A 26,317-nucleotide genomic window follows, 5' to 3' on the forward strand; every position below is an offset into this window, starting at 1 on the left:
CTCCGCACCCGATGGCTCTCGTTCTTCTTCCCGGCCTCACCAACCTGATCGAAGACATCAGTGAAGAGAAGAAACTTCCCCCGCAGGTGGTGGAAGCGGCTTTGCGGGAGGCACTCCTAAAGGGGTACGAGCGTTATCGGCGCACGCTGTATCTAGGAGTGGGTGAAGACCCGTTCGATGAGGAATATTTCAGCAATTTCGACGTTGCCCTCGACCTCGACGAAGAGGGCTACCGCGTTCTCGCCAGCAAGATCATTGTTGATGAGGTGGAAAGTGAAGATCATCAAATCGCCCTGGCAGAGGTGATGCAGGTCGCCGATGATGCCCAGTCTGGAGACACCGTGGTGCTTGATGTCACCCCGGAGAAGGAAGATTTCGGGCGGATGGCAGCTGCCACCACAAAGCAGGTGCTCGCCCAGAAGTTGCGGGACCAGCAGCGTCGGATGATTCAAGAAGAATTCGCCGATCTTGAGGATCCTGTCCTCACAGCCCGCGTGATTCGCTTTGAACGCCAATCCGTGATCATGGCCGTGAGCTCTGGCCTGGGGCGTCCGGAGGTGGAGGCTGAGCTTCCACGACGGGATCAGCTTCCTAATGACAATTACCGTGCCAACGCCACCTTCAAAGTCTTTCTGAAGGAGGTCAGCGAAGTCCCCAGGCGCGGCCCCCAACTGTTCGTAAGCCGAGCCAACGCAGGGCTCGTGGTTTACCTATTCGAGAACGAAGTTCCCGAAATCCAGGAAGGCTCGGTGCGCATCGTTGCCGTCGCCCGAGAAGCCAATCCACCGTCCCGTTCGGTCGGCCCTCGCACCAAGGTTGCCGTTGACAGCATCGAACGGGAAGTGGACCCCGTTGGTGCCTGCATCGGTGCACGCGGCTCGAGGATTCAGCAGGTTGTGAATGAGCTGCGTGGCGAGAAGATCGATGTGATCCGCTGGTCCTCCGATCCTGGTCAGTACATCGCCAATTCCCTCAGCCCTGCCAGGGTGGATGTGGTGCGGCTTGTCGATCCTCTCGGGCAGCATGCCCATGTGCTGGTTCCACCGGATCAATTGAGCCTCGCCATCGGACGCGAGGGGCAGAACGTTCGCCTCGCAGCCCGTTTAACGGGCTGGAAGATCGACATTAAAAATTCCAGCGAATACGACCAAGCCTCAGAGGACGCGGTTGTGTCCGAACTGATTGCCCAACGGGAACAGGAAGAGGCCCTCCAGCGGGAAGCAGAAGAGCGTCTGGCCGCAGAACAGGCCGCCAGAGCCGAGGAAGATGCTCGACTGCGCGAGCTCTATCCCCTCCCTGAAGATGAGGAGGAGTACGGCGACGAAACGGTTGACGACGTTGCGATGCCTGACGGTGAAGCAGCCGAAACCGGCGAGCCGACTGCCGAGTCCAGTGATTCCACAGAGGAAGGAGCCCGGTGAACCCTCAGCGCCCCATCCTGCGACGCTGTGTCGCCTGCCGTCAGCTGCTGGACCGCAGCCTTCTCTGGCGGATTGTGCGTGACTATCGGGATGGGGTTCTCCTCGATGACGGAATGGGGCGTTCGGCCTATCTCTGTCCTCAGGAGAGCTGTTTAGAAGAAGCACAACGTCGGAAACGACTGCAGAAAGCCCTGCGATGCCAGGTGCCTGACAGCGTGATGGCGACGTTGAAGCAGCGACTATTCCCTGATAAGGAGACAGTCGCTGAGGCAAGATGAACACTGGCCCCACCTTGAGTGGTGCCCCGAGGCACACCGTGCCCGGACCGACCGGAGACCTGAATGACCAGCAGCGGCAAAGTCAGAATCTATGAGCTGTCCAAGGACCTTGGTCTGGACAACAAAGACGTGCTGGATGCCGCTGAGAAGCTGTCCATTGCGGCCAAGAGCCACAGCAGCTCGATCAGCGAGACAGAGGCTGGCAAAATCCGCAGCCTCTTAAAGGCAGGGAGCGCACAGCGCATTGCAGCCTCTCCCGCGAAACCCGCGCCAAGCAAGGCCATCCTCTCGGTTCAAAAAGCTGCAGATTCGAGCAACAACGCTCCAGCACGTCCAGTACAGCCAAAACCCGCAGCCAAACCACTCCCTGCCGCGCCGGCTGCGCCGACGCAAGCGAAATCTCCTCAGCAGCCGCCTGCCAGGCCTTCCGCCCCCTCACGACCGGCGACCCCGAAAGCTGCAGCTCCACAGACCAGCGCACCTCAAAAACCGGTGGTACGCCAGCAACCAGCGGCACAGCAACCGGTCCCGAGACCAAAACCGGCACCAGCACCAGCGCCGGAACGCACCGTCAGCCGACCTCCATCGCCTCCTGCACGCCCGGTTCCCCAGCAACCCTCCGCGCCTGCACCGAAGCCACGCGGTGCCGCTCCCGTCCGGAGAAGTTCCCCCAACGATGCACCGCGGCCGGCGAATGCACCCTCGAGCCGTCCCCAGCCCAAAACTCCTGTCAACAGGAATGCCCCCCCACCGCAACGGCCGGCTGCCAAGCCCGAATTAGTGGGCCGCCCACAACCCAAGCGACCGGAAGGACCTCCAGCCCGACAAAACGCAGGACCAGGTTCTCCAAGACCGGCTGTCAGCCCTCGCCCCAGTGCGCCAGGGAGCCAAAGAAATATGCCCCAACGTCCAGCCGGTGCCCAGCGCCCCGGAGCGCCCACGCGGCCTGGAACTGGAGCGGGCCGTCCGTCTCGCCCCGGTGGGAACACCCTTGAGCTTGTCGGCAAGCCGATCCGTCGAGACAGCAGCGGAAGCAAAGGTGATGGTGGCCGTCCTCCTGGTGGAGCACGCCCCGCATCCGGCGGCAACCGTCCAGCCATGCCACCCGGCATGCGCAAACCGGTCGCACCCGGTGAGCTCATGCAGCTCCAGAAACCTTCCGGACGTCCAGGTGCTCCCCCGCCGAGACGGCCTGACGGCACGCCTGTCACTCCAAGAGGAGACGGTCCGAAAGCAACCCCTCCGGTCACCCGCCCCGCGGCGACTCCGCCATCGCCAGCGACAGCCCCAAGGCGCCCCGGCGGCTTCAGGCCCGGCGCTGGTCCTGGAGGGCAGCGCCGCCCTGGTCGGCCTGACTGGGATGACAGCGCCAAGCTGGACGCTCTGCGCAACCGTTCACCGCAGAAGCAACGCCAAAAAGTTCACATCATCGGCGAGAACGACGATTCCCTGGCTGCACAGACCGGTGGATTCGCTGGCGAGCAGGAAAACATGGTGCTGTCGGCCAGCCTGGCGCGCCCCTCCAAGCCGAAATCCCAGCACAAGTCTGCACCGAAACCGGTGGCGGCCATGCGCAAGCGCCGCAAGGAAACCACGCGACAGCGCCAGCGGAGGCGGGCCATGGAGCTGCGGGCTGCTCGGGAAGCGAAGCAGGTAAGGCCCGAGATGATCGTTGTTCCGGAGGACAACCTCACGGTTCAGGAGCTGGCCGACATGTTGAGTGTCGAAAGCTCGGAAATCATCAAATCCCTCTTCTTCAAGGGAATCATCGCCACGGTCACCCAGTCTCTCGACATGCCCACGATCGAGACCGTGGCGGAAGAATTCGGTGTTCCCGTCCTTCAGGACGACGTTGAGGAGGCTGCGAAGAAGACCGTGGAAATGATCGAGGAAAAAGACCTCGACCATCTCATCCGCCGTCCCCCGGTCGTCACCGTCATGGGCCACGTGGATCACGGCAAGACAAGCCTCCTCGACGCGATCCGCAAGGCGCGTGTTGCGGCGGGCGAAGCCGGTGGCATCACCCAGCACATCGGTGCTTATCAAGTCGAGATCGAACACAGCGGCGAACCTCGCAGGCTCACCTTCCTTGACACTCCTGGCCACGAAGCGTTCACAGCCATGCGCGCCCGTGGAACGAAGGTCACAGACGTGGCGGTCCTCGTGGTGGCAGCTGATGACGGAGTGCGGCCTCAGACGCTCGAAGCCATCAGCCACGCGCGCGCTGCCGAAGTGCCCATCGTTGTGGCCATCAACAAGATCGACAAGGAAGGGGCTTCACCTGATCGGGTGAAGCAAGAGCTGTCTGAACAGAATCTCCTGGCCGAGGAGTGGGGCGGTGATGTGGTGATGGTGCCTGTCAGTGCCATCAAGTCGGAGAACATCGACAAACTGCTGGAGATGCTCCTGCTGGTCACCGAAGTCGAGGATCTGCAGGCCAATCCCGATCGCCTGGCCCGTGGCACGGTGATCGAAGCGCACCTCGACAAGGCCAAGGGTCCAGTGGCCACCCTTCTCGTGCAAAACGGAACGTTGCGAACGGGCGATGTGGTGGCGGCCGGTCCTGTGCTCGGCAAAGTCCGCGCCATGGTCGATGACGCCAGCGTTCGCCTCAAGGAGGCAGGTCCTTCCTGTGCGGTGGAAGCGCTTGGATTCAGCGAAGTGCCGACGGCCGGTGATGAGTTTGAGGTGTACCCGGATGAGAAGTCAGCCCGTGCCGTGGTCGGCGACCGCGCCTCCGATGCCAGGGCCACCCGCCTGGCCCAGCAGATGGCTTCGCGCCGTGTCTCCCTCACCGCCATGTCTGGTCAGGCGAATGACGGCGACCTCAAGGAGCTCAATCTGATCCTCAAGGCCGATGTACAGGGCTCGGTTGAAGCCATTCTTGGCTCGCTCGAACAGTTGCCGAAGGATGAAGTTCAGGTGAGGGTCCTGCTCTCGGCGCCTGGCGAGATCACAGAAACGGATGTCGACCTGGCTGCAGCATCCGGAGCCGTGATCGTGGGCTTCAACACCTCCATGGCCTCAGGAGCTCGCAAGGCCGCCGATGCCAACGGTGTGGACGTGCGTGATTACGACGTGATCTACAAGCTCCTGGAAGACATCCAGTTGGCCATGGAAGGCCTGCTGGAACCGGAGCTCGTGGAAGAAGCCCTGGGCGAGGCCGAGGTGCGGGCCGTGTTCACGATCGGCAAGAGCGCCGTAGCCGGCTGCTACGTCACCAGCGGGAAACTGCAGCGGAACTGCAGAGTTCGTGTGCATCGCGGAAAGGAGATCGTCTACGCCGGCGACCTCGACTCTCTGCGCCGCAACAAGGACGACGTCAAGGAAGTGGCGACTGGTTTCGAATGCGGCGTGGGCACGGATCGCTTTGCCAACTGGCAAGACGGTGACCGCATTGAAGCCTTCAAGATGGTCACTCAGCGCCGCAAGCTCACCACCTGATGATCACCCGCCGAGAGCCGCTCCTCTGGCTTCAGCTCATGGCCTTGGCCGTGATTCCGCTGGAGCTCGAGCTGCTCAGGCTCGTTCTTGCTGGCAGCAGCTTCGGGCCCTCTCCAGCCCTGGAACGCCTTTTGGTCTGGAGTCTGTCTGTGGTGGCGCCGGGTTACTGGCTGGTGCAACGACCCGTGGACTGGGGATCACTGCTGCTGCTGCGTCAGCCTCTCTCAACCCGTCAGGTGGACCAGCGACGGATCAGTGCACTTCAACAGTCACCCGCGCTGCAAATTGCCACGGTGTTCGGCGTGGTGCTTCTACTGATGGTCCTCTGGTGGGTCGACCGTTCAGCCCTCTTGGTGATTGATCTCTCGCCTGTGAGAGAAGGGAGCAGGCTCACAGGATTGCTGCTCTCGGGCCTGGTTCTCTCTCTGCTTCTGTGGCAGTGGCAACAACTCTGTTCCAGCCTTTGGCTGCTCACCCGTTCTGACGAAACCGTTCTTGCCGTTGAGCCCCTCAGCGACGAACAGATTCGCAGCGATCGAACCAGTTTTGGCTTCGGGCTGCTGACTCTGCCGACGCTGACGTGGTCGTCCCCCAGTGAAAGCTCACGACTCGGTTCTGGGCCGATCGAACCAGAGCAAGCTTCCGAACAGAACGACCGCTCCGATCTGGATCAAGAGGTCACTGGGAACGACGGGATTGCCAGCACTGAGGCGGAAAGCCATCACGAAGAGGCCGAGACCACCGGAGCCGAACAAAGCGACCCAGAGGAGACGTCTGAGCCCCCGCCAGGGAGTGCGTGACTCCTGAAGGAGTCTCTGACGCATGGCCGGATCCAAATCCCTGTTTCCCTGCTGATCTGATGTCACGGACGACGGGCTTGGTCCCAAATGTTAATTTCCATAGGTCGCCGATGTAGCTCAGCTGGTAGAGCAACGCTTTCGTAAAGCGTGGGTCGCCTGTTCAAGTCAGGTCATCGGCTTGAAAAGTCTGTTGCTTTCCGCGCCTGGATCGTCGTTCAGCATCCTGAATCCATCAGGCTGCTGAGATTGATTCGAACGGTTCATGGACTCGGAAAGCGACTCCAGCCGCATGCTCCAACGGCTGCACCGCAGTCATATGCGTGATGCCGCCCTCGACGAGGTCTTCATCGTGTTGAGCGTGGGGGCGAGCCTGATCGCCACGCTCGGGCTGCTTGCGAACAGCGCCGCCGTGGTGATCGGCGCCATGGTGGTGGCCCCGTGGATCATGCCGCTGCGGGCGGCCGCATTTGCAATCCTGCTTGGAGAGATTCAACTGCTGGGGCGATCACTGCGCACCTTGATGGTGGGGGTGGTCAGCACCACACTCTTGTCTCTGGTGCTGGGATCCCTGGCGGATTTACCGCGATTCGGCACTGAAGTGCTGACCCGAACAACGCCGAATCTGCTGGATCTCGGGATCGCACTGGTGGCTGGTGGCCTCGCCACCTACGCCAAGCTGCGCAGCGATGCGGTGAGCTCCCTCGCAGGAACGGCCATCGCTGTGGCTCTGGTTCCCCCAGTGTGTGTGATGGGTCTGCTCCTCTCACAGCAACAGTGGAACGATGCAGCAGGTGCTGGGCTGCTGTTCGCCACCAACCTGCTGGGCATCCTCACCGGTGGCCTTGTGTTGATGGCCTGGAAGGATCCCGAATTCAGGCAGGTGTTCCGACGCAGTCATCTCAGCGCTGCAAGCTTCACCCTCACCGGCCTGCTCCTCTTGCCACTCGGCAGTAGTTTTTTCAATCTGTTGGACAGAGCCCGGAAGGACAGCACCCGGGACTTGCTTCAAGAGACCATCGAAAGCTTTCTGACGCGGGAGACGCTGACCTTCGGCGATCGGGAGTCTGTGGATGTGGAGCGCGTGGATATCGCCTGGAATCAAGATCCGCCGATCATTCGCGTCATCGTGCGGGTCTCGGATCCAGCCCTACCCAGTTTCAAGCAGGTCTCAGCTGTGCAGGAAGCAATCAACCGCCGGCAAGACATCAATTTCCGATTGGTCGTGCAGCGCACTGCGGTGGATGTTGTCGGACCTGAAGTAGCTCCGAATCCAGCGACACCCGCAGCCGAACAACTGTTAATGCCAGCACCTGAGCCGGAACAAGCAATTGAGCCGACTGAATCAGACGTGGATCCAGCGAAGGACAACCTTGGGGGTGACGCACTGCCGCTTGGTCGACCCGAAACCCAACAAAAAGCCCCCTCGTGAGAGGGGGCTTTCCGATTCAACTGACGCTGAATCTTTTGGAGACTTCAGCCTCAGCCGATGGCGGGTGCTTGCAGAGCCACAGGAGTGGACTCAGCAGCTGCCAGGTCGAGGGGGAAGTTGTGAGCGTTGCGCTCGTGCATCACTTCCATGCCGAGGTTGGCGCGGTTCAGCACATCAGCCCAGGTGTTCAGGACGCGGCCCTGACCATCAAGGATGGACTGGTTGAAGTTGAAACCGTTCAGGTTGAAAGCCATGGTGCTGACGCCCAGGGCAGTGAACCAGATGCCGACCACAGGCCAGGCAGCCAGGAAGAAGTGAAGGCTGCGGCTGTTGTTGAAGGAGGCGTATTGGAAGATCAGGCGACCGAAGTAACCGTGGGCAGCCACGATGTTGTAGGTCTCTTCCTCTTGGCCGAACTTGTAGCCGTAGTTCTGGGACTCGCTCTCGGTGGTTTCACGCACCAGGGAGGAGGTCACCAGGGAGCCGTGCATGGCGGAGAACAGGGAGCCACCGAACACACCTGCGACGCCCATCATGTGGAAGGGGTGCATCAGGATGTTGTGCTCTGCCTGGAACACCAACATGAAGTTGAAGGTGCCGGAGATGCCCAGGGGCATGCCGTCAGAGAAGGAGCCCTGACCGAAGGGGTACACCAGGAACACGGCGGAGGCAGCAGCCACAGGTGCGCTGTAAGCAACGCAGATCCAGGGGCGCATGCCGAGGCGGTAGGACAGTTCCCACTCGCGGCCCATGTAGCAGAAGATGCCGATCAGGAAGTGGAAGACAACCAGCTGGTAAGGACCGCCGTTGTACAGCCACTCGTCGAGGGAGGCAGCTTCCCAGATGGGATAGAAGTGAAGGCCGATGGCGTTCGAGGAAGGAACAACAGCACCAGAGATGATGTTGTTTCCGTAGATCAGGGAGCCGGCGACGGGCTCACGGATGCCGTCGATGTCGACGGGGGGCGCTGCGATGAAAGCAACGATGAAGCAGGTGGTGGCAGCCAGCAGGGTGGGGATCATCAGCACACCGAACCAGCCCACATACAGGCGGTTGTTGGTGGAGGTGACCCACTCGCAGAAGGACTGCCAGCCATTGGCGCCGGAGCGCTGCTGAATGGTGGTGGTCATGAGTACGGAAAAGAAGGCTCCGAAGAGCGGTTACGGAAGGGCAGGAATGCCCTGCCAAACAAGAGTGTAAAGCAACATTGCGAAAGTTTTCCGCAGCTTTATGAAGTCGTTGTGAAGAAGCGTTGAGCTACGGCCCGTCTCGCCTCCCGGGGAGTCGACGACCGCTAAAGAATCGCTTAAGGTTCTTAGCGTGAGTCTTAAGGAGACGCGTGTGGTCTTGATCCGCTGGCTGATCGCTGGCCAACGTCTCGAGGAGACCGTGCCAACCAAGCACGCACGCCATCGGCGCAATGAATTGGAAGCGCAGGGCGCCGTTGTGTACTGGAGCGAAAGACTGGTTGAAAGCCACTGACCCGCCAAACTGGATCAGCTGAGATCAGAGGCCATGCCCCTGAGGTTGCGATCAACGTTCAGAAACGTGTCCCGCGGAGCCGTAGCACTCCTCACTTTGGGGCTTCTCAGCTCCTGCCAAACCTCATCAGAACGGGACAGGAACGATTCCGGTTCCCAGACGCAAGCGATCCAACGACTGGACGAACGCCTCAAACAACTTGAACAACGCCTGGACACCGCAACGCCAGTGCCAGATCAAGGCAATCGCGTGCCACCAGGTCCCATCAAATCCATCACCTTCCGCAGCGGAACAGCGGATGACAGGGTTCGCATCTACTGGGCCAACGGGGACCGCACTGATCTGCCCTGCACGCTCGAGCAGGGCACGTGGGCCTGTGGCTAGAAAGAGCTCCCAGTCACACCCAGACATTCCTGATACAGGAGTTGGTCATGCATCTACAAGCCAGAACATTCAGGCTGTCAACCAGCAGTTCACGGCCCTGATGCGTCGCCTTGCTTTATCGATCGGGATGGCACTCGGTCTCAGCACCAGCCTGATGGTGATGGTCCGAGCCGACCAATCCCTGCCATTCGCCCAGACCAAAGCAGCCAACCTGGCTCGCATGCGTGCGGAATCCCTGAATGGTGGCCTGGGGTCCTATCGGGCCGCGGGCTGCATGTACGAAACGGGGGCGCAATCATGCCTGGCGTCCAAAACCAACGAAGGATTTCTGTTCCGGTTCAAGGGGGGGGCTCCCGGATGGGAGCAGCAGAACCCACCCAGTCCATCGCTTGAAACCAGTGTTCTGGTCTCCAGGGATGGAGACCGGATCCTGGAAGTCCCTTACAACGGACCCTTGCGCTGACGAATCAATATTCCGGGCGATGTTGTTGACACTCCGTTGCTGAGTGAGTGCCATAGGGAGGTCTGTCAAAAGACCATGAATTTTTCCAATCTGTCCGCTTTGGCTCTGATTGTGGGCACAAGCACCCTTGCCGGCGCACCCGCGCTTGCTCAGGCTCCTGTTCCCGCATCCCAGATCCGAGCCTTGAATCTGGCCCGTAACACCGCCGTCACAGAAAACGGTGGTCTCAGCGTTTATCGCCCCCAGCCCTGCATGTTCAATACCAGTGGTGGGGGTGGAGAATGCTTGGTGACGGACGATGCCAGCGGCTACACCTTCAAGTTTCTGGGCGGCAAACCAGGCTGGCCTGAAAACGGAAGCAACCCCACCACGGAAACCGAGATTCAGGTGGCTCCCGACGGCCGCAGCGTCACCAACATCATCTACAACGGATCGCCCCGCTGAGATCAGCACAGGAGTTGGGACAACGCCTCTTTCCAGTCCCTGGGAAGAGGCCAGGTCTCTTGTTTGCTGAAGCTCAGAGCGATGGCTTTCTCCGCGTAAGCCGCTTCGTTGATAAAGAGAGGAACCACCCCATCCTCTCCTTCAAAACCGAGAGGTTTTGATTCAGCATTGATGAACAGGGGATCCCCTCCCTTCAAGGGCTGCCAATCGCGCCCCTGAAGATTGGGATGAACCAGAGCATCGGGCTCACCCGAGCTGCGTCTCGGCAGATCCAAGCTGCCCAGGTGGCGGTGAATCACAACCTGGTCGGGATAGCGAGCAGTCCCATCACGAACCGCAGCGATCCCCGCCATCAGAGCTTCGAGAGCCAAGCGGGTCTGCAGCACGATGTCCGAGCGACGTACGTTTTGGGGGACGGGTCCCACCTCAATCACCACACCACAAGGCCAGCGCTCCGCGAGAAACCCCTGCTGCGCCGAGTCCGCTTCGTGCAAATAAATGGGGAGGCCCAGTCGGTGCTGAACCAACGCCGCCAGAGCCAAATCAACAGGTCGGCGTCCATACACAACCAGGCAATTGCCCATCGCTGAGGTGGTGCTGTGCAGGTCCACCACCAGATCGCAGGGCGTTTGCCCCTTCGGACCGAATTGCTCGAGCAATGCCAGTGCCTGCAACATTTCCCGATCCGCCTCAGCAGGCATCGAGGAGGCCTTCTCGAGAAGGTCAGGGCGAAAGGAACGGTTGAGATCGCGGTCGAGGTAGCGCCGGCCCTGCAGGCAAGCTGCAGGATTGCCGATTGCCAGCTGCACGTCGAGACCCTGAGAATCAACCAAATTCGGATGTTGTTGCCACTGGTCGAGCAACCAGGGCCCATTGATCTCATTGCCGTGGGTGCCGGCCACCACTAAAACCCGAGGCCTCACCATCCAGCACCTGGCAACGCACCCAGACTGACACCACTTGTCACTGATCGACCATGGCTTTGCCTCCTCTGGTTGTTGCCACCGCCAGAGAGGGCTGGCGGTGGCAGTGGCGTCAGCTGATGCAGGGGCTTGGACCGGCTGACAACGAAGGGCGTTACCAGCGCCCTGCGAGCGACCGAATGGATGTGCTGATTCCGGACAGGTCGGGGCTGAAACTCCGTACCGACGCACAGCGTCCACGGTTGGTGATCGGCAGAAGCTGCCCTTGGGCCCATCGCACCTGGCTGATGCATCGACTGCGTCGGCTGGAAGGTACCGTCACCCTGCTCATGGCCACAGCTGACCACCGCGCTGGACGTTGGTCCCTTGTTCCACCCTGGTTGGGCTGTGAGTCCCTGCTCGCGCTGTATCGGCACTGCGGCACTCCGCCCCATCACAGAGCCACCGTCCCAGCTCTGATCGATCCAGGGAGTGGAGCTGATCCCACACCCCAACTCCTGGGGAATGACAGCGCTGCACTCACCCAAACGCTCAATCAATGGCCAGGGGGGGAAGGGGCCATGGACTTGGCTCCCACCGCTTTAGAGGCAAGCATTCAACGCTGGCTCCAACTCTTGCAACCTGCTGTCAACGACGGCGTTTACCGCTGCGGCTTCGCACGCACGCAGAAGGCTTACAACGAGGCCAGCGCAGCCTTGTTCTCAGCTCTCGACGAGGTGGAGGCCGCACTGCAGCACCAGGGCCCCTGGCTCTGCGGCGCCCAACCCACCATCGCGGATGTGTGCCTGTTCCCCACGTTGATCCGCTGGGAGCTGGTCTACGCCCCGCTCTTTGGATGCAACGCCCAGCCGTTGTGGATGTTCCCGGCGCTGTGGCGCTGGCGCCAATCCTTCTACACCCTGCCAGGGGTTGCCGAAACCTGCGATGGCGAGGCCTGGCGTGCCGACTATTTCGGCGCCCTGTTCCCGTTGAATCCCGGCGGCATCATTCCAGCGGGACCGGATCTCTGCACACTGATAGAACGTTCCCCGGCATTGCCATGACCGAAGCCAATTGCCAGTTCGAAGGCGTCTATGGCTCTTTTGCAATCACCGAACAGGATCGGCGAGAGGTGCATCGGTATCGGATCGCGCTGCTCGTGAGCGGGCTCGCACTCAGTGCCGGTCTGCTGCAGTGGTGGCAGCTCGGCAGTGAACTGGCCTGGCTCTGGGTGTTGCCACTCGCCTCGGCCCTCGGATTGGCCCTGCGCTGGATTCACATCTACCTGCGTCCGTTGCACCAGGCCTTGAAGCTGTTCTGGTTACTGGGATGTCTGGGATGGTGCGTCTTGCTGGCTCTGAACGGCCCGGCCGCTGCGCTAACCACCCTGCAACGCCAACCCTTGTGGATTCTGGCGATCGGTCCCCTGTTCGCGGCAATGGCGGGCATCGGTTTCAAAGAGTTCTTCTGTTTCCGCAGACCCGAGGCCATCGGCCTCACCCTGCTGCTCCCCATCGCCCTCCTTGGGAGATTGATCAATCTGCTCCCAGCAGACGTCTGCCTTGCCTTGCTCACGACTGCTGCTCTTCTCCTTGTGATGATGGCGATCCGTAAATTCGGAATGGACCCAGCCGCTGATATCGGCGACAAGAGCGTGTTTGCTTACCTGGAAGCGCAGCGCAACGTCGTCACCCCGTGAGTCTGATCAGCCTTGTTGATGCGTCCAAGGACTTCGGGATCCGCACACTGTTTGAAGGCCTCACCCTGCATGTGCGGGAGGGAGACCGCCTCGGCCTGATCGGCCCCAACGGAGCCGGAAAATCAACCCTATTGAGGGTGCTCGCAGGGCTTGAACCCCTCGGCAGTGGAGAGCGTCGCTGCTCAGGCCGACTGCGAGTGGAACTGGTGGGGCAGGACAGCCGAGTGAATCCGGGACTGACGGTGCTGGAGCAGGTTCTTGCTGGATGCGGAGCGAAACGGGATCTACTGCTGCGCTTCAGCGAGGTTTCAGAAGCCGTTGCACAAAGCCCGGATGACATGGCCCTGATGGGTGAGCTGGGAGCGCTCAGCGAACGCATGGATGAAGAGGAAGCCTGGGCATTGGAGCAGCAGTGCCAGGAGGTGCTGCAACGGCTAGGAATCACCGACCTGCACCGACCCGTGGAGGATCTCTCGGGCGGATACCGCAAACGGGTGGGTTTGGCCTCCGCCCTGGTGGCCTGCCCGGATGTTCTCTTGCTGGACGAACCCACGAACCATCTCGATGCCGCGGCAGTGGAGTGGCTGCAGAGCTGGCTCGATCGCTATCCAGGCGCCGTGGTTCTGGTGACCCACGATCGGTACGTGCTGGATCAGGTGACGCGCCGGATCGTGGAAGTTGAACGGGGGGTTGCCAGCAGCATCGACGGAAATTACAGCGCCTATCTGCAACGCAAGGCCGACCAAGAGGTGGCCAATGCCGCAGAGGCCGCGCGCTTCAAGAGCGTGATGCGTCGCGAACTGGCCTGGCTGCGCCAAGGGCCGAAAGCAAGAAGCACCAAACAGAGAGCCAGGATCGAAAGGATTGAAGCCCTCAAGGCCGCACCGGTGAAGCAAGCCAAGCAGGAGCTCGCGATGAGCAGCGTCGGCCGGCGCATCGGCAAAGTTGTGATCGAGGCCGAAGAGCTGTCCGTGACAGCAAATGGCCAGCCGGGAGGGCCCTCGCTGCTGCGGGATTTCACCTACAGCTTCAGTCCCGAGGATCGAGTCGGGATCATCGGCCCCAACGGCAGCGGGAAATCCACCCTTCTCGATCTCATCGCTGGCCGCCGCCAGGCCACCACCGGCTCCCTGCGGCTTGGTGACACGGTTCACCTCGGCTACCTCGACCAGCACACCGATGCTCTCAGCGAGGGACGCGGTCTCGAGCGCAAGGTGATCGAATTTGTGGAAGAGGCGGCCTCCAGGATCGACCTCGGTGGCGAACAGTTGAGTGCATCCCAGCTTCTGGAACGATTCCTGTTTCCCCCAGCCCAACAGCACAGCCCTCTCAACAAACTCTCGGGTGGCGAACGCAGGCGTCTGAGCCTGTGCAGGATGTTGATCCAGGCGCCCAATGTGCTGTTACTGGACGAACCCACCAACGATCTCGACGTCCAGACCCTGAGTGTTCTTGAGGATCTACTCGAGGATTTCCGTGGTTGTGTCGTTGTGGTGTCGCACGATCGTTATTTCCTCGACCGCACGATTGATCGGTTGTTCTGTTTCGAAGACGGTCGCCTGAAGCGGTTCGAGGGCAACTACAGCGCCTTCCTTGAGCACAAACGCGCCCTGGAGAAGAGCAGCTCCGCGCCATCATCTGTTCCGAAAGAGTCCGCCAACCCCAAGAAGAAGCCAGCGAAATCAGCCGATTCAGGCCCACGCCGCCGCAGTTTCAAAGAGTCCAGAGAGCTAGAGACGCTGGAGCGGACACTGCCAGACCTGGAAAAGCGCAAGGCCGATCTTGAGGAGGCGATTGGATCAGGGCAAGGTGACCTCACCCATCTCAGTCACGATCTGGCCGCACTGCTCGAGCAACTTCAAGAGAGCGAAGAGCGCTGGTTGGAACTCAGTGAACTGGCTCCTTGAGTGAGCGACGCCGTCGACGGGGATGCAAAGGCTCTGAGGCCAAAGGGCAACTCAAAGGCTGCTGTGGCTGTCCTGCCCATGGAGCTGGCTGGGATCCACCACCAGAAGCTTCAGCCAGCTTCATGGCTGTGGGCTTGTAATCGCTCACCGAACGATGCAAGGCCATCTGGTCGCCCATCTGCCGCAGGTAAAGATCGAGTGACCACTGCACCGCGTTGTGTTCAAACGCCTCGCAGGCTGCCTTGATGGAACTGAAGCGTTGACTGACAAGCCCCGAAGGAGCGCACTGCTTCCACTCCAGAACTTGATGGAATGTCAGACCCGATCGCCATTGCCGCTGTTCTGACAGGTAGCAGAAGCCTTCTGGGCCGTTGATCCAAAAGACCCTTCCCTCTTCGTCCATGAAATGGCGACCTTGTCGCTGCTGGATCCTCACCATGGGATCGATGCACACGCTGATCTTCTGGTAGCTGTTAACACAAGTGCGTGGCAAGCGTGTTGTTACGGAAACCTCGTCTCCGCCCTCATCGCTGGCACGTCCGCCCATCAGCCGTATGGTGTGGACGTCGCCATTGGCCTGGACGCGCCAACGATTCCATGAAATCCATCGACGAGCACATCAAAAAGGACCAGTCCGAACTCGAGTCGGCCAAGGCTGAAGGGAACGATGCCAAGGTTCGTCACATCAGTGAAGAGCTGGAGTCTTTGCAGGAATACAAAAAAGAGCACCCCGAAGATTCCCACGATCCAACGCCTCTGGAGCTCTACTGCGAAGCCAATCCCGAAGCTGACGAATGTCGGGTCTACGACGACTGACGCCTCACCGTTCACCATTCAGTGCCATTGAAAAGCGGGGCGATTGCCCCGCTTTTTGCTTTTAAATCCCCCTGCCCATGGGGCTTCTGAAGACTCACTGGTCTTCATTGAAGTCCGCAGGGCTACCGGTGAGGCTGCAGACCACCGACTCCTCCGGCTTCATCTCGCGAATCTCGGCGATCGGACGCCCGCGGCGACGAAGGGCTTCGATCTCTTCACGGGTCTGACAACGGGCGATCAGTTGTCCCTGATCGTCAAAGCAACTGAAAAAAGTCATGAGATTGGGTTCATCCTCATGTCCTTTATCGCCGGGACACCGGCATCGGACAAGGGCGGATGTGCCCCCGCACACCGGGGCAAACCGGAGGCTGTCACACGCCGAGCTGCTGCCAGACCTGATCCAGCAAGGCATCCAGCCCCTTTCCCATCACAGCGGAAATCAGCAGAGGACGACGCCCACTCGAGGCCTCCAGACTCTCCAGCAGTTCCTCTCTCCCCTGCTCATCGAGAAGTTCGAGTTTGTTCACCGCCAGCAGGCGTGGACGGCTCACCAGCCCATGGCCATAGGCCTCGAGCTCCTTTTCCACCACACGCAGATCGCCGAGAGGATCGTCGGCCCCGCCATCCACCAGATGAATCAGCAAGCGGGTGCGCTCGATGTGGCGTAGAAAGTCATGGCCCAGGCCAGCGCCTTGGGCCGCGCCCGCAATCAACCCTGGAATGTCTGCAAACACGGTGCCGTCCCCCGAGGGCCTGCGCACCACGCCGAGATTCGGCACCAGGGTGGTGAAGGGATAGTCAGCAATTTTGGGACGGGCTGCGGAGAGAACACTGATCAGGGTGCTTTTTCCCGCGTTGGGGAGCCCGATGATGCCCACCTCAGCGAGCAGCTTGAGCTCGAGTTGCAGAGGCCACTCCTCGCCCTCCCTGCCTTCGGTGCACTTCTCAGGAGCTCGGTTGCGATTGCTGAGGTAGTGCGCATTCCCGAGACCGCCTCGCCCGCCGAAGGCCACCGTGAGCCTTTCACCCGGGTTCGTGAGATCACCCAACAGGATCCCCGTCGTGAGATGGCGCACCTCGGTGCCACACGGCACTCGGATCACCAGAGGTTGCCCGGAGGCACCGGTGCAGCGATTGGGGCCACCCCGACGTCCGTCGATGGCCGCGAACAGACGCTTGTATTTGAAATCCAGAAGAGTTTGGAGGTTGGCATCGGCTTCCAGCACCACATCGGCACCGTGCCCACCATCTCCGCCCGAAGGTCCCCCGGCAGGGACGTACTTCTCCCTTCGGAAGGCCACGATGCCGTCGCCCCCGCGCCCTCCCCGCACGGTGATGCGTGCCTGATCGATGAACTGCACGAAACCCCTCGATGGGCCCAACCACCAACCCTAGGATCGTGCAGTGCCGGAGATTGGGCTTGGCAGGCGTTCGCTTTGAGGCGCTCAGCAAGAGCTATCCACCCCGGGGAGGGTCCGATCCTGTCGAAGTGATCCGTGAGCTCTCTCTGACGATTGAAGACGGGGAATTTCTGGTGCTGGTCGGCCCATCAGGCTGCGGGAAAAGCACCCTCCTGCGCCTGATGGCGGGCCTGGAAACTCCGAGTTCCGGAGAAATCTTCATCGGAGATCATCCTGTTAGTCGCCTGCGACCGGCCCAGCGCAATGTGGCCATGGTGTTTCAGAGCTACGCGCTCTATCCCCACCTCAGCGTGCGCGACAACCTGGGATTCGGATTGAGGCGAAGCCGCAAGCGCACTGTTCTGCAGCAAATCGAGGACCAGCTGCATCGCACCACCCGACGCTTTCCTCAGCCTCTCTCGCTGAGTTCTCCCCGGGAAGCGCGCCTAGAAATCCGGGTGAATGAGGTCGCCGAAGCCCTCGAACTGGATCAGCTGCTGGATCGGCTCCCGAAGGAACTGTCTGGGGGCCAAAAACAGCGGGTGGCGCTGGGACGGGCCATGGCACGGCAACCGGACGTCTTCCTGATGGATGAGCCTCTGAGCAATCTCGATGCCAAGTTGCGCGGAAGCACCCGCACGCGCATCGTTGATCTGCAGCGACAGCTGGGCACCACCACGCTGTACGTCACCCATGATCAGGTGGAAGCCATGACCATGGGGCACCGGATCGCGGTGCTGAATCAGGGCCGGCTCCAGCAGCTGGGCACACCAATGGAGCTCTACCGCTGGCCCTCAAATCTGTTTGTTGCTCAGTTCATCGGCAGCCCGCCGATGAATGTGCTTCCCGTGACAGTGGGCTCAGCGGCAACCCTGCTGCTGGGTGAGCGTCGCCTACCAGTCGAAGGCGCCTTGGCCGATGCCCTGCCTGCTCTTGAAAGCCAGCATCTGAACGGCGGAATCCGCCCAGAACAGCTTCGGATTGCCCCAGCGACCAACCGCAACCTTCCAGCGGATGTCAGTCACAGCGAAGTTTTAGGCAACGAACAACTGATCACCTGCCGACTGCTCGATGGCGGCCACTTGATTCAGGTTCGGGCCGATCCTGACCTCGAAGCCCGACCGGGATCCCGCGTGCACCTGGAAGCCGAGCCCAGCGCATGGCGACTGTTCGATCGTCTTGGAGAGGCCATTGCCAGGCCCCAATCATCCCGGTCGAGCGACAACGAGCCACTTCTGCCCAACCTGAGCTGAAGTGACACTGGTGGAAGCCCTCAACGCACCCACACCACGCTGCAGCCTGCCCCCCCGTCTCCCTGTTCGGCATCCACAACCCGTTCCACATACGGCAGGGATTGAAACCAGTCCCTGAGGCCACGCTTGAGCCGTCCGGTGCCGATGCCGTGAATCACCCACACAGGACCGCTCGCACCGCGCAGCAACTCTTCCACAGCCGACTCGGCTTCATGAACGCGCATTCCGCGCACATCCACGGTGTTCCTTGATGTCCGCACCTCGGCACTGCCGCTCCCCCGCCGAGCCTTCACCTGCACCTGCACCACCGGAGCAGCTGGGGGGTCAGGCTTGCGGCCGTCCAGGCTCTCGACTGCCGACAGCTCAACGGTGCTGCGCATCACGCCGCAGCGCACCTGAAGCTGCAGACCATCGTCGGACACCTTCAGGACCTCGGCGGCTTTGCCCAGGGCCAGCAAGCGGATGCGATCTCCCACTTGCGGTCGCCAGCCTTGATGCCGGCGACGTTCTGGCTCAGGACGGTGACGATCCTCCAGTTTGCGCAGTCGCTGTCCCGCTTTTCGAGCGGTTTCGCCATCAGCACGGTCATCGCGAAGCCGGCGGATCAGCTGACGCACTTCTTTCTGCCCAGCACGAATCGAGGTCTCCAGGCGCTGTCGTCCCTGTTCTTGCCGTTCAACGGAATGCTGTTTCTGCTTCTCCCAACGTTGCAGGAGTTCTTCATGCAGCAGTTCGGTCCGTGCCAGGAGGGCAGCGGCGTCTTCCGCCGCTGCCTGTTGGCGCATGCGCTGTTCCTCCAGGCCACGAATCACGGTGTTCACCTCACCATCGCCTGCGGGAGAGAGCAGGGCGCGGGCCTCATCGATCACACTGCCTTCCAGCCCCAGACGGGTGGCGATCGCCAGCGCATTGCTGCGACCTGGGATCCCCCAGAGCAGGTGATAGGTGGGCGACAGCGTGTCGCTGTCAAAGGCGACCGAGGCATTCTCAAAGCGCGAATCGCTGTACTTGAGAGCCTTGAGCTCGCCGAAATGGGTGGTCGCCACGGTGAGCCGTGCACGATCGGCCAGGGTGCGCAACAGTGCTGTGGCCAGAGCCGTGCCCTCACTGGGATCAGTACCGGCACCGACCTCATCCAGCAGCACCAGAGCAGGAGCCGGCCCGGAACGAATCGCCTCCAGGATGCGACCGATCCGTTTCACATGACCGCTGAAGGTGGACAAGCTCTGCTGCAGCGATTGCTCATCGCCGATGTCAGCGAGCACCTGGGCACACCAGGGAAGGGTGGGGCTGCCACTGCACGGCACCCACAGCCCTGCCCGGGCCATCAAGGCCGCCAAACCGATGCTCTTCAGGGTGACGGTTTTACCACCGGTGTTCGGCCCAGTGATCGCCACCACACGCAGCGAGGACGACACCTCCACACTGACGGGCACCACGGTGGGTCCCTGCTCTTTGCGCTCCTGCCAGACGAGCAGCGGATGGCGGAGCGTTTTCAGCTCGAACGGTGCATCAACGGCTGACTCCAAACGGGGAGGGACTGCACCGAGCCACTGCCCATAGCGGCCGCGCGCCAGGGCCAGATCCAGTTTGAGCAGCACCCCCATCAGATGCTCGAGACCCTCAACCTGCTCAGCGACAGCCGCACTGAGCTCAGCGAGCACGCGCTGCTCCTCCTCACGGATCCGGCCATCCACATCAGCAAGCCTGTTCCCCAGATCGATCACTGCTTTGGGTTCCACGAACACCGTGCTGCCGGACGCGGAGCTGTCGTGCACCATTCCCGGGCACTGTCCACCTGCACCGGCTTTCACGGCCAGGACGGGCCGGCCGTGGCGCTCGGCAATCACCGTGTCTTGGAGATGGGCGGCCCAACGCCTGATCACGTCCTGCAACTTGTCCCGGCGCCTGGCCCGCAGCTCCTGCCATTGCCGCCGCAGACCATCGAGACCAGGGCTGGCGCGATCGGCAACCCGTCCCCCTTCTTCGATGGCGAATTTCAGGCGCTGCTCGAGATCGGGAAAGGTCGCCACATCCTCGAGCAGGGTTGTGCAGACAGGACGCAACTCCGGTTCATCGATCTGGCGGCGCAGACGGCGGGCAGCAGCCAGGGTGTCAGCCACCTCTAAAAGCTCCTCACCCGAGGCGACTCCCCCTTTACTGCAACGCAACAAGGTTGAAGCGAGATCACGCACACCCTGAAAACTCAGCCCCCCGTCGAGAACACCATCCAGGGACGCCATCTCCAAGGTCTGAGCCTGAAGCGTGAGGCTGGCTGCGAGCGAGGCGGGAAGGGGATCGATTTTGCAGTGACGACGTCCCTGCACGGTGCTGGCGAAACTGGCGAGGTGGTCACAGAGCCGCGGCCACTCCAGCAGCTCCAGGGTTTCCTGAAGTGCAGACATCAATCGGCTGCGGTTGCTCCTGGTTGATTGGAGGGAATGCCACCAGGAGGCTCGTAGAGCATTTCCAGCCAGTTGCCCTCCGGATCACGCAGATAAAAGGAGGCAGTGCCGTCGCGATGATCATGAACGGCACCGACGGCCACACCCGAAGCCTTCAATTGAGCGTGAACCGCATCCACTTCGGCACGGTCACGGAAGTGGAACGCGAAGTGCGGACCTGCAGCTTTGTAGTTCGGTCCAAGCAGAGCGAGACCGTCACGGGACTTAGCGGCTTCCATGTAGCACCAGTCGTCTGCATTCCAGACCATCTCCATTCCCAACTGGGAATAGAAAGCCACAGCCCTGTCCATATCTTCAACGCGGATGGCGACGTGGCCTAGGCGCTCCACCACTGGCATGGACCGGATATCGAATCAAATCATTCTGAATGGTGCTCGACGTCCGGCGAGAGCAGGTTGGGGTCGTTCTGGCTAGAGGTCGACCTCCCAGGGCGAGGTGCCTGGGCAAAGGAAATGCCCCATGACGTACGGCAGACACATCCAATCGAGAAGCAGATCAATCCACTCCCAAACAGCACCAATCCCTCTGAACGATCCTGACGATCACCGCTGGTGAGCAGATGCCCAGCGAGAATGAAAGCCACGGCTGCACAAACGAAAGGGAGAGGGCTCCAGAAACGCATCGGACGACCTGAAGCCATAAAGCGACGAGCACTGACTCTTGATTAGCTCGTTTCTGTTAGCCCTGCTTCAACCACTCAGCGGCATCACAAGCGTGATAGGTGAGGATCAGATCCGCACCGGCGCGCTTGAAGCTGAGCAGGGTCTCCAACACCACGGCTTTCTCATTGATCCAGCCACGCTCGGCGGCCGCTTTCACCATGGAGTACTCACCACTGACGTTGTAAGCCGCAATGGGCAACTCCGACTCTTCCCGCAAGCGGTGAATGATGTCGAGATAGGCGAGACCGGGTTTCACCATCATGATGTCGGCCCCTTCTTGTTCATCGAGCTGGGCCTCGGTGATGGCCTCCCGAGCATTGGCAGGATCCATCTGGTAAGTGTCCTTGTTGCCAGGAATCGGCTTGCTCCCGGCGGCCCTTGGAGCGGAATCAAGAGCTTCGCGGAAGGGCCCGTAATACGCCGAGGAGTATTTGGCTGTGTAGCTAATGATCCCCACATGCTCGAACCCTTCGTCATCGAGGGCTTCACGGATCGCCCCGACCCGACCGTCCATCATGTCGCTGGGTCCAATCAGATCAGCACCGGCTCTGGCCTGGGCAACGGCCTGCTTGCAGAGCAACTCAATCGTTTCATCGTTCAGAACCACACCCTGGTCGCTGACGATGCCGTCATGGCCATCGCAGGAGTAGGGGTCGAGGGCCACGTCCGTCATGATCGCCATCTCGGGGAGCTCCTGCTTGAGCTGTCGAATAGCCCGCGGGATTAACCCGTTCTCGTTGAAGCATTCCGCACCATCTTCGGTTTTGAGTCCCTCTGACACTTTCGGGAACAACACCACACAGCGGATTCCGAGATCCCAGGCACGCCGCACCTCACCGGTGAGCTGCTCCAGGCTCCAGCGCTTGGCCCCGGGCATCGCCCCGATCGGCTCCACAGCTGCGCCTTCATGCACAAACAGCGGATAGATGAAATCGGCAGCTGAAAGACTGGTTTCACGCACCATGGCCCGCAGTGAAGCGGTGCGGCGCAGGCGACGTGGGCGGTAGGTGAGGTCCATCAGCAGGCCAAATCGAGGCTGCGATCGTAGGCCGCAAGCCTGAAAAGTTCTTCAGAGCCGAGCGGTTTGAAGCCAGTCGCGGCGGGGGTCATCGCCGCGCTCCTCACGCAACCGCTCAAGCAGGGAACGCTGCGTCTCCGACCATTGAGGCGGCCACTGCAGGGTGAGCGTGAGCAGAAGGTCTCCACGACCGGTTTTCAGCGGCCAGCCCTTGCCCTTGAGGCGCAGACTGCGGCCCGGGCTGGTGCCCGCCGGGATCGACACTTCGGCTTCACCGTCCGGTGTCATCACAGTGACGGTGCCTCCAAGCGCTAACTCATCGAGAGCCACTGGGAGATCAGCCCGCAGCTGATCTCCCTCGAAGCGCCACACGGGATGGGGCTGAACCTCCAGGTTCAAGTAAAGATCGCCGCGACGTCCGGTGCCGGGTTGGAGGTTGCCCTTCCCTTTGAGTCGCAGGCGAGAGCCATTCTTCACACCCGCTGGGATCCGCACCTGCACCCGTTCGTCGTTCACCGAAAGTGTGCGTTCACCCCCGCGGAACGCCTCAGCAAAGCTCACTTTCACCGTGGCCTCTGCATCGAGATTCACCGGAGGGCGGGACGCCCCTCGGGGAAAGCCGCCGCCGGCAAAGCCACCGGGAAAACCACCACCAGCGAAACCGCCTGGCGCGCCACCGAACCCACCAGCCCCCGGGCCCCCGAAACGCCCAAGAAGGTCGTTGATGAAATCATCGAAATTGCCGTACCGACCGAAATCCACATCCATACCGCCAGCACCGCCTCCGGCCTGGTTCCAGTACTGCCCGAACTGTTCGTAGCGCTTTCGCTTCTCAGGATCCGACAGAACCTCGTAAGCCTCACTGACTTCCTTGAACTTGGCCTCAGCGTCTTTATTTCCAGGATTCACATCCGGGTGATATTGGCGCGCCAGCTTGCGGAACGCCCTCTTGATGGCATCAGCATCGGCTCCACGATCCACACCGAGCACCTTGAAGTAATCGCGGTACCCACTGCCTGCCATGGTGATCGTTCAGCCCAAGGACTCCACTGCTATTGAGTCTCCCAGTTCCATCCTGAGTTCGGGACCTTGGCAGCAGGCCGGATGCCCGTACGCCCGAGCGCACGTACATTTTCAAAATGATCCGACTTTTTCTTCTCGGCACGCTCTCCAGTGCGGGGCTCGGTCTTCTCGGTGCGGAGATGGTGCACTCGGCCCCCGACCCAGCGGCTCTGGCTGACCATCTCAGCGAAACCAAGGTTCTGTACTACGGATCCTGGCGGTGCCCCGCCTGTCAGGCGCAAGGTCGCCTGTTCGGCGATGCGGTTATCAAGCTTCCGTACGTGGAATGCGCCAAACCCAAGGAGCTGCCCATTCAGGCCGCTGCCTGCAAAACAGCAAAAATTCGCGCCTATCCAACCTGGATCTTGCCGTCAGGTGAACGCCGCGAGGGGGTGCAATCGCTGGAGGAACTTCAGGTGTGGTCAGGGATGAGCACAACACCCTGAGGTGATGAACAAACGCCGGCACGCTTTGATTCACGGCTTCAGCTGGAACCATTGGCGTGGCGATCTCTCTGGTGGGCTGACCGCGGCGGTGGTGGCACTGCCCCTGGCGTTGGCTTTTGGCAATGCCGCCCTTGGTCCGGGAGGAGCGATCTATGGGCTCTATGGAGCCATCGTGACGGGGTTTTTCGCGGCTCTGCTCGGGGGAACGCCGGCCCAGGTCAGCGGGCCGACGGGCCCGATGAGCGTCACCGTGGCCGGTGTTGTGGGCAGCCTTGCGGCCGTTGGCGTCAGCCGTGAACTCAGCAGCGGGGAGCTGCTGCCGCTGGTGATGGCCGCCGTGGTGATCGGAGGACTCTTTCAGATCCTGATGGGAGCGATGAGGCTCGGTCGCTACATCACGCTTGTGCCTTATTCGGTGGTCTCCGGTTTCATGACCGGCATCGGGGTGATCATCCTCTGCCTGCAAGTCGGCCCCTTGCTGGGAATCGCCAGCCGCGGCGGCGTGTTGCAATCGCTGCAGATGGTGCTCACAGAGTTCAGCCCCCAGCCGGCGGCGCTGTTGGTGGGTGCCGCCACCCTGCTGGTGGTGTTCGGCTGTCCGCGACGGCTCAGCCAGGTGATCCCGTCGCCTCTGCTAGCTCTTGTGCTGATCACGCCGCTCTCGCTGTGGCTGTTTCCGGAGCAGCTGCCGCGCATCGGCACCATCCCGGAGGGGGGACTGACCTTCACCTTGCCGAATTGGCAGGAGCATCTGCCGGTTCTGCTTCGGGCTGGATTGGTGATGGCCCTTCTTGGAGCGATCGATTCGTTGCTCACCTCCTTGGTTGCCGACAACATCAGCCACACACGGCATCGATCCGATCGCGAACTGGTCGGCCAGGGCATCGCCAACAGCGTGGCCGGACTCTTCGGCGGGCTGCCAGGTGCAGGGGCCACGATGCGCACGGTGATCAACATCCAATCCGGAGGACGCACCCCCCTCTCGGGGATGACCCACTCGATCGTGTTGCTGGTGCTGCTTCTGGGCGCCGGACCTCTGGCCGAAGGGATCCCCACGGCCCTGTTGGCGGGAATCCTGATCAAGGTGGGCGTCGACATCATCGACTGGGGGTTCCTGCGCCGCGCCCACCGCCTCTCCTTCAAGACAGCTTTGGTGATGTGGGGTGTTCTGCTGATGACAGTGTTTTGGGACCTGATCGGCGCCGTGCTGGTGGGAATGTTCGTGGCCAACCTGCTCACGATCGAGTCCCTCACCGCCCATCAGCTCGGCACCATGAACCAGCACCAGGAACCGCTGAACGCTGAAGAGCAAACCCTGCTAAAACGCTGCGGCGATGATCTGATGCTGTTCAGACTGCAAGGGCCTCTGAGTTTTGGTGCAGCCAAAGGCATCAGTGAGCGAATGATGTTGGTACGGCAATACCGAATCCTTCTGCTGGACATCACGGATGTCCCCCATCTCGGGGTCACGGCCAGCCTGGCGATCGAGCGCATGGTGCAGGAGGCGGCGCAACACGATCGACAGGTGCTCGTAGCCGGTGCAGCCGGCAAGGTGAAACACCGGCTTGAGCTCTTCGGCATTCCATCTCTCGTTGATACGCGCCTCGAGGCTTTACGTGAAGCCGATCAGCGCCTCAACAGTTGAAGCATCCGCCTCATTGGCCTTCGGTGATGGCAGCGATGCCCATGCGCTGCTCAAGCATCTGCGCCGTCTCCTCACGCTCACTGAAACGATCCGCCAGCAAGCGCTGATTGGAACGGATCAGAACGGTGAAACGAATCAATTCCTCGCACACATCAATTAAACGCTCGCGATACGAGGAGTGCAGTGCTTCATCGTGCAGTCGTCGTTGAATTCAGCTGTGGAGCGAGGAACACTGCTCTGATTCGGGATGCAGATCATGCGCATCCAGCGACCAAGAATTCGAAGACTATTCACGGTATTAAACGACTGAGACCCGCCCGATACCTGCGCGAGAGCAAGAGTTTTCCCTTGCGTGGGTCTGGAGGCGCCACTCTGAAGCGGGATCCAGTCGATCTGATTTTTGAAAACACCACTGAGATTTCCGTGCAGTTCTGGTGAACACCAGAACTGCCCCTCCGACCAAGCCACCAAGTCCCTGAGCTCCTTCACCTTCGGATGATCCGACAACTCAGAGTCAAAAGGGGGAAGATCATGGGGATCAAACACCCTGACCTCAGCCCCCATGGCCTCAAGGATGCGCTGGGCCTCCAGGGTGAGGCAGCGCGAGCAGGAGTTGACACGCAACGAGCCATACAGGGCAAGGATTCTTGGCCGGTGAGTGATCGCTTGAACGGGCTGGAACTGCTCGAAGGAAGGAACGGGTGGGTAGGAAACCATTGATTCATCAACCAAACTTGATGAATTCAGCCTTACCGGTCTTGGCTTGTATCGCCATGAGGGTGCCCGAACCCCATGGGCGTGGAACCGCACTCGAGCTCAGAAGCCGCAGCAGTTAGAGAACAAGAACCATCGCAACAGCCTGAGGCCGACCTCGGGCTTCCGATCTAAACCACACAA

The 26,317-nt window shown here is 61.0% G+C and carries 25 protein-coding genes, 1 tRNA gene and 2 pseudogenes; 17 read left to right on the forward strand and 11 right to left on the reverse strand.

All coding sequences use genetic code 11. The annotated features are described in order from the left end of the window. Positions 1 to 11 precede the first annotated feature (11 nt). The 4 genes and pseudogenes from nusA to SynPROS71_RS13935 all read left to right on the forward strand — a co-directional run. Positions 12 to 1,421 carry a transcription termination factor NusA gene (nusA, locus tag SynPROS71_RS11185; RefSeq protein ID WP_186595137.1) on the forward strand — a complete coding sequence of 470 codons (1,410 nt, stop codon included), beginning with the start codon at positions 12 to 14 and terminating at the stop codon, positions 1,419 to 1,421. Further along, positions 1,418 to 1,699 carry a YlxR family protein gene (locus tag SynPROS71_RS11190; RefSeq protein WP_186595138.1) on the forward strand — a complete coding sequence of 94 codons (282 nt, stop codon included), beginning with the start codon at positions 1,418 to 1,420 and terminating at the stop codon, positions 1,697 to 1,699. Before nusA ends, SynPROS71_RS11190 begins: the two co-directional genes overlap by 4 nt. 63 nt (positions 1,700 to 1,762) lie before the next feature. Next, on the forward strand, positions 1,763 to 5,143 hold the full coding sequence (gene infB, locus SynPROS71_RS11195; RefSeq protein WP_186595139.1) for a translation initiation factor IF-2: 3,381 nt from the start codon (positions 1,763 to 1,765) through the stop codon (positions 5,141 to 5,143). Next, positions 5,143 to 5,700, forward strand: a pseudogene (locus tag SynPROS71_RS13935) (low-complexity tail membrane protein); the annotation flags it as partial. The gene infB and the pseudogene SynPROS71_RS13935, both read left to right, overlap by 1 nt. Positions 5,701 to 5,745: 45 nt before the next feature. On the opposite strand, the gene SynPROS71_RS11200 reads toward SynPROS71_RS13935, so the two are convergent. Further along, positions 5,746 to 5,967 (reverse strand): DUF3493 domain-containing protein, encoded by a 222-nt coding sequence (locus SynPROS71_RS11200; RefSeq protein WP_186598058.1) that lies wholly within the window; start codon positions 5,965 to 5,967, stop codon positions 5,746 to 5,748. Between the two features lie 82 nt (positions 5,968 to 6,049). Between SynPROS71_RS11200 and SynPROS71_RS11205 the strand changes: the two genes are divergently transcribed. Next, positions 6,050 to 6,122: transfer RNA gene (locus SynPROS71_RS11205), tRNA-Thr, on the forward strand. 83 nt (positions 6,123 to 6,205) lie between these two features. Continuing rightward, complete coding sequence (locus SynPROS71_RS11210; protein WP_186595141.1) at positions 6,206 to 7,372, forward strand: DUF389 domain-containing protein; 1,167 nt, start codon at positions 6,206 to 6,208, stop codon at positions 7,370 to 7,372. Between the two features lie 50 nt (positions 7,373 to 7,422). Here SynPROS71_RS11210 and psbA read toward each other — a convergent pair whose 3' ends face one another. Beyond that, on the reverse strand, positions 7,423 to 8,502 hold the full coding sequence (gene psbA, locus SynPROS71_RS11215) for a photosystem II q(b) protein (protein WP_006040880.1): 1,080 nt from the start codon (positions 8,500 to 8,502) through the stop codon (positions 7,423 to 7,425). 211 nt (positions 8,503 to 8,713) lie between these two features. On the opposite strand from psbA, the gene SynPROS71_RS11220 reads away from it, so the two are divergent. The 4 genes from SynPROS71_RS11220 to SynPROS71_RS11235 all read left to right on the forward strand — a co-directional run bounded on the left by SynPROS71_RS11220 (position 8,714) and on the right by SynPROS71_RS11235 (position 10,145). Continuing rightward, positions 8,714 to 8,854 (forward strand): hypothetical protein, encoded by a 141-nt coding sequence (locus tag SynPROS71_RS11220; RefSeq protein ID WP_186583367.1) that lies wholly within the window; start codon positions 8,714 to 8,716, stop codon positions 8,852 to 8,854. Positions 8,855 to 8,887: 33 nt separating this feature from the next. After that, positions 8,888 to 9,238: a hypothetical protein gene (locus tag SynPROS71_RS11225; protein ID WP_186595142.1), complete on the forward strand. Its 351-nt coding sequence runs from the start codon at positions 8,888 to 8,890 to the stop codon at positions 9,236 to 9,238. A 100-nt stretch (positions 9,239 to 9,338) separates the two neighbouring features. Then, entirely contained in the window at positions 9,339 to 9,701 is a 363-nt protein-coding gene (locus SynPROS71_RS11230; RefSeq protein WP_255442140.1) for a hypothetical protein, read from the forward strand. A 75-nt stretch (positions 9,702 to 9,776) separates the two neighbouring features. Then, a complete protein-coding gene (locus SynPROS71_RS11235) occupies positions 9,777 to 10,145 on the forward strand; it encodes a hypothetical protein (RefSeq protein WP_186595144.1) in 369 nt (122 codons plus the stop codon). Positions 10,146 to 10,147: 2 nt separating this feature from the next. Here the strand turns inward: SynPROS71_RS11235 and SynPROS71_RS11240 are convergent, their stop codons facing one another. Then, on the reverse strand, positions 10,148 to 11,071 hold the full coding sequence (locus SynPROS71_RS11240) for an aspartoacylase (RefSeq protein WP_186595145.1): 924 nt from the start codon (positions 11,069 to 11,071) through the stop codon (positions 10,148 to 10,150). Between the two features lie 50 nt (positions 11,072 to 11,121). Here SynPROS71_RS11240 and SynPROS71_RS11245 point away from each other — a divergent pair, with 50 nt between their 5' ends. From SynPROS71_RS11245 to SynPROS71_RS11255, 3 genes are read left to right on the forward strand one after another with little or no spacing between them, the layout of a single operon-like run. Beyond that, positions 11,122 to 12,111, forward strand: coding sequence for a glutathione S-transferase C-terminal domain-containing protein (locus SynPROS71_RS11245; protein WP_186595146.1), 990 nt, complete (start codon positions 11,122 to 11,124; stop codon positions 12,109 to 12,111). Further along, the gene (locus tag SynPROS71_RS11250) at positions 12,108 to 12,746 is read left to right on the forward strand and encodes a DUF2301 domain-containing membrane protein (protein ID WP_186595147.1); all 639 of its coding nucleotides are present in this window, start codon (positions 12,108 to 12,110) and stop codon (positions 12,744 to 12,746) included. The genes SynPROS71_RS11245 and SynPROS71_RS11250 overlap by 4 nt, the downstream gene beginning before the upstream one ends. Beyond that, entirely contained in the window at positions 12,743 to 14,653 is a 1,911-nt protein-coding gene (locus SynPROS71_RS11255; RefSeq protein ID WP_186595148.1) for an ABC-F family ATP-binding cassette domain-containing protein, read from the forward strand. The genes SynPROS71_RS11250 and SynPROS71_RS11255 overlap by 4 nt, the downstream gene beginning before the upstream one ends. On the opposite strand, the gene SynPROS71_RS11260 is transcribed toward SynPROS71_RS11255, so the two are convergent. After that, the gene (locus SynPROS71_RS11260) at positions 14,634 to 15,092 is read right to left on the reverse strand and encodes a hypothetical protein (protein ID WP_186595149.1); all 459 of its coding nucleotides are present in this window, start codon (positions 15,090 to 15,092) and stop codon (positions 14,634 to 14,636) included. The genes SynPROS71_RS11255 and SynPROS71_RS11260 overlap by 20 nt on opposite strands. A 158-nt stretch (positions 15,093 to 15,250) precedes the next feature. On the opposite strand from SynPROS71_RS11260, the gene SynPROS71_RS11265 reads away from it, so the two are divergent. Then, complete coding sequence (locus SynPROS71_RS11265; RefSeq protein WP_186595151.1) at positions 15,251 to 15,469, forward strand: CP12 domain-containing protein; 219 nt, start codon at positions 15,251 to 15,253, stop codon at positions 15,467 to 15,469. A 94-nt stretch (positions 15,470 to 15,563) separates the two neighbouring features. On the opposite strand, the gene SynPROS71_RS11270 is transcribed toward SynPROS71_RS11265, so the two are convergent. Beyond that, complete coding sequence (locus SynPROS71_RS11270; RefSeq protein WP_186595153.1) at positions 15,564 to 15,746, reverse strand: hypothetical protein; 183 nt, start codon at positions 15,744 to 15,746, stop codon at positions 15,564 to 15,566. Positions 15,747 to 15,840: 94 nt separating this feature from the next. After that, the gene (gene obgE / locus SynPROS71_RS11275) at positions 15,841 to 16,830 is read right to left on the reverse strand and encodes a GTPase ObgE (protein WP_186595155.1); all 990 of its coding nucleotides are present in this window, start codon (positions 16,828 to 16,830) and stop codon (positions 15,841 to 15,843) included. Positions 16,831 to 16,889: 59 nt separating this feature from the next. Between obgE and SynPROS71_RS11280 the strand changes: the two genes are divergently transcribed. Beyond that, positions 16,890 to 18,122, forward strand: coding sequence for an ABC transporter ATP-binding protein (locus tag SynPROS71_RS11280; RefSeq protein WP_186595157.1), 1,233 nt, complete (start codon positions 16,890 to 16,892; stop codon positions 18,120 to 18,122). Positions 18,123 to 18,142: 20 nt separating this feature from the next. On the opposite strand, the gene SynPROS71_RS11285 is transcribed toward SynPROS71_RS11280, so the two are convergent. From SynPROS71_RS11285 to SynPROS71_RS11300, 4 genes are all read right to left on the reverse strand, one after another. After that, the gene (locus tag SynPROS71_RS11285; RefSeq protein ID WP_186595159.1) at positions 18,143 to 20,527 is read right to left on the reverse strand and encodes an endonuclease MutS2; all 2,385 of its coding nucleotides are present in this window, start codon (positions 20,525 to 20,527) and stop codon (positions 18,143 to 18,145) included. Beyond that, the gene (locus tag SynPROS71_RS11290; RefSeq protein WP_186595161.1) at positions 20,527 to 20,925 is read right to left on the reverse strand and encodes a VOC family protein; all 399 of its coding nucleotides are present in this window, start codon (positions 20,923 to 20,925) and stop codon (positions 20,527 to 20,529) included. The genes SynPROS71_RS11285 and SynPROS71_RS11290 overlap by 1 nt, the downstream gene beginning before the upstream one ends. Positions 20,926 to 21,265: 340 nt before the next feature. Continuing rightward, on the reverse strand, positions 21,266 to 22,267 hold the full coding sequence (hemB, locus tag SynPROS71_RS11295; RefSeq protein ID WP_186595163.1) for a porphobilinogen synthase: 1,002 nt from the start codon (positions 22,265 to 22,267) through the stop codon (positions 21,266 to 21,268). A 51-nt stretch (positions 22,268 to 22,318) separates the two neighbouring features. Further along, positions 22,319 to 23,290: a DnaJ C-terminal domain-containing protein gene (locus SynPROS71_RS11300; RefSeq protein ID WP_186595165.1), complete on the reverse strand. Its 972-nt coding sequence runs from the start codon at positions 23,288 to 23,290 to the stop codon at positions 22,319 to 22,321. A 116-nt stretch (positions 23,291 to 23,406) separates the two neighbouring features. Here SynPROS71_RS11300 and SynPROS71_RS11305 point away from each other — a divergent pair, with 116 nt between their 5' ends. Next, complete coding sequence (locus SynPROS71_RS11305) at positions 23,407 to 23,775, forward strand: hypothetical protein (protein ID WP_186595167.1); 369 nt, start codon at positions 23,407 to 23,409, stop codon at positions 23,773 to 23,775. Positions 23,776 to 23,779: 4 nt separating this feature from the next. After that, entirely contained in the window at positions 23,780 to 25,420 is a 1,641-nt protein-coding gene (locus tag SynPROS71_RS11310) for a SulP family inorganic anion transporter (protein ID WP_186595169.1), read from the forward strand. Between the two features lie 10 nt (positions 25,421 to 25,430). Here the strand turns inward: SynPROS71_RS11310 and arsH are convergent. Further along, positions 25,431 to 26,137 (reverse strand): annotated as a pseudogene (gene arsH, locus SynPROS71_RS11315) (arsenical resistance protein ArsH). Positions 26,138 to 26,317 lie beyond the last annotated feature (180 nt).

It is taken from the genome of Synechococcus sp. PROS-7-1 (assembly GCF_014279795.1).
In the GTDB taxonomy this organism is placed as follows: domain Bacteria; phylum Cyanobacteriota; class Cyanobacteriia; order PCC-6307; family Cyanobiaceae; genus Synechococcus_C.

What these genes read in the sequence shown, in the direction of transcription:
- SynPROS71_RS11235 (WP_186595144.1), top strand. Translation starts at nt 9,777, where the DNA reads ATGAATTTTTCCAATCTGTCCGCTTTGGCTCTGATTGTGGGCACAAGC.
- SynPROS71_RS11230 (WP_255442140.1), top strand. Translation starts at nt 9,339, where the DNA reads ATGCGTCGCCTTGCTTTATCGATCGGGATGGCACTCGGTCTCAGCACC.
- SynPROS71_RS11225 (WP_186595142.1), top strand. Translation starts at nt 8,888, where the DNA reads ATGCCCCTGAGGTTGCGATCAACGTTCAGAAACGTGTCCCGCGGAGCC.
- nusA (WP_186595137.1), top strand. Translation starts at nt 12, where the DNA reads ATGGCTCTCGTTCTTCTTCCCGGCCTCACCAACCTGATCGAAGACATC.
- SynPROS71_RS11285 (WP_186595159.1), bottom strand. Translation starts at nt 20,527, where the DNA reads ATGTCTGCACTTCAGGAAACCCTGGAGCTGCTGGAGTGGCCGCGGCTC.
- SynPROS71_RS11200 (WP_186598058.1), bottom strand. Translation starts at nt 5,967, where the DNA reads ATGCGTCAGAGACTCCTTCAGGAGTCACGCACTCCCTGGCGGGGGCTC.
- SynPROS71_RS11290 (WP_186595161.1), bottom strand. Translation starts at nt 20,925, where the DNA reads ATGCCAGTGGTGGAGCGCCTAGGCCACGTCGCCATCCGCGTTGAAGAT.
- hemB (WP_186595163.1), bottom strand. Translation starts at nt 22,267, where the DNA reads ATGGACCTCACCTACCGCCCACGTCGCCTGCGCCGCACCGCTTCACTG.
- SynPROS71_RS11300 (WP_186595165.1), bottom strand. Translation starts at nt 23,290, where the DNA reads ATGGCAGGCAGTGGGTACCGCGATTACTTCAAGGTGCTCGGTGTGGAT.
- psbA (WP_006040880.1), bottom strand. Translation starts at nt 8,502, where the DNA reads ATGACCACCACCATTCAGCAGCGCTCCGGCGCCAATGGCTGGCAGTCC.
- SynPROS71_RS11265 (WP_186595151.1), top strand. Translation starts at nt 15,251, where the DNA reads ATGAAATCCATCGACGAGCACATCAAAAAGGACCAGTCCGAACTCGAG.
- SynPROS71_RS11260 (WP_186595149.1), bottom strand. Translation starts at nt 15,092, where the DNA reads ATGGTGAGGATCCAGCAGCGACAAGGTCGCCATTTCATGGACGAAGAG.
- SynPROS71_RS11210 (WP_186595141.1), top strand. Translation starts at nt 6,206, where the DNA reads ATGGACTCGGAAAGCGACTCCAGCCGCATGCTCCAACGGCTGCACCGC.
- SynPROS71_RS11310 (WP_186595169.1), top strand. Translation starts at nt 23,780, where the DNA reads ATGAACAAACGCCGGCACGCTTTGATTCACGGCTTCAGCTGGAACCAT.
- SynPROS71_RS11250 (WP_186595147.1), top strand. Translation starts at nt 12,108, where the DNA reads ATGACCGAAGCCAATTGCCAGTTCGAAGGCGTCTATGGCTCTTTTGCA.
- SynPROS71_RS11245 (WP_186595146.1), top strand. Translation starts at nt 11,122, where the DNA reads ATGGCTTTGCCTCCTCTGGTTGTTGCCACCGCCAGAGAGGGCTGGCGG.
- SynPROS71_RS11270 (WP_186595153.1), bottom strand. Translation starts at nt 15,746, where the DNA reads ATGACTTTTTTCAGTTGCTTTGACGATCAGGGACAACTGATCGCCCGT.
- SynPROS71_RS11240 (WP_186595145.1), bottom strand. Translation starts at nt 11,071, where the DNA reads ATGGTGAGGCCTCGGGTTTTAGTGGTGGCCGGCACCCACGGCAATGAG.
- infB (WP_186595139.1), top strand. Translation starts at nt 1,763, where the DNA reads ATGACCAGCAGCGGCAAAGTCAGAATCTATGAGCTGTCCAAGGACCTT.
- SynPROS71_RS11305 (WP_186595167.1), top strand. Translation starts at nt 23,407, where the DNA reads ATGATCCGACTTTTTCTTCTCGGCACGCTCTCCAGTGCGGGGCTCGGT.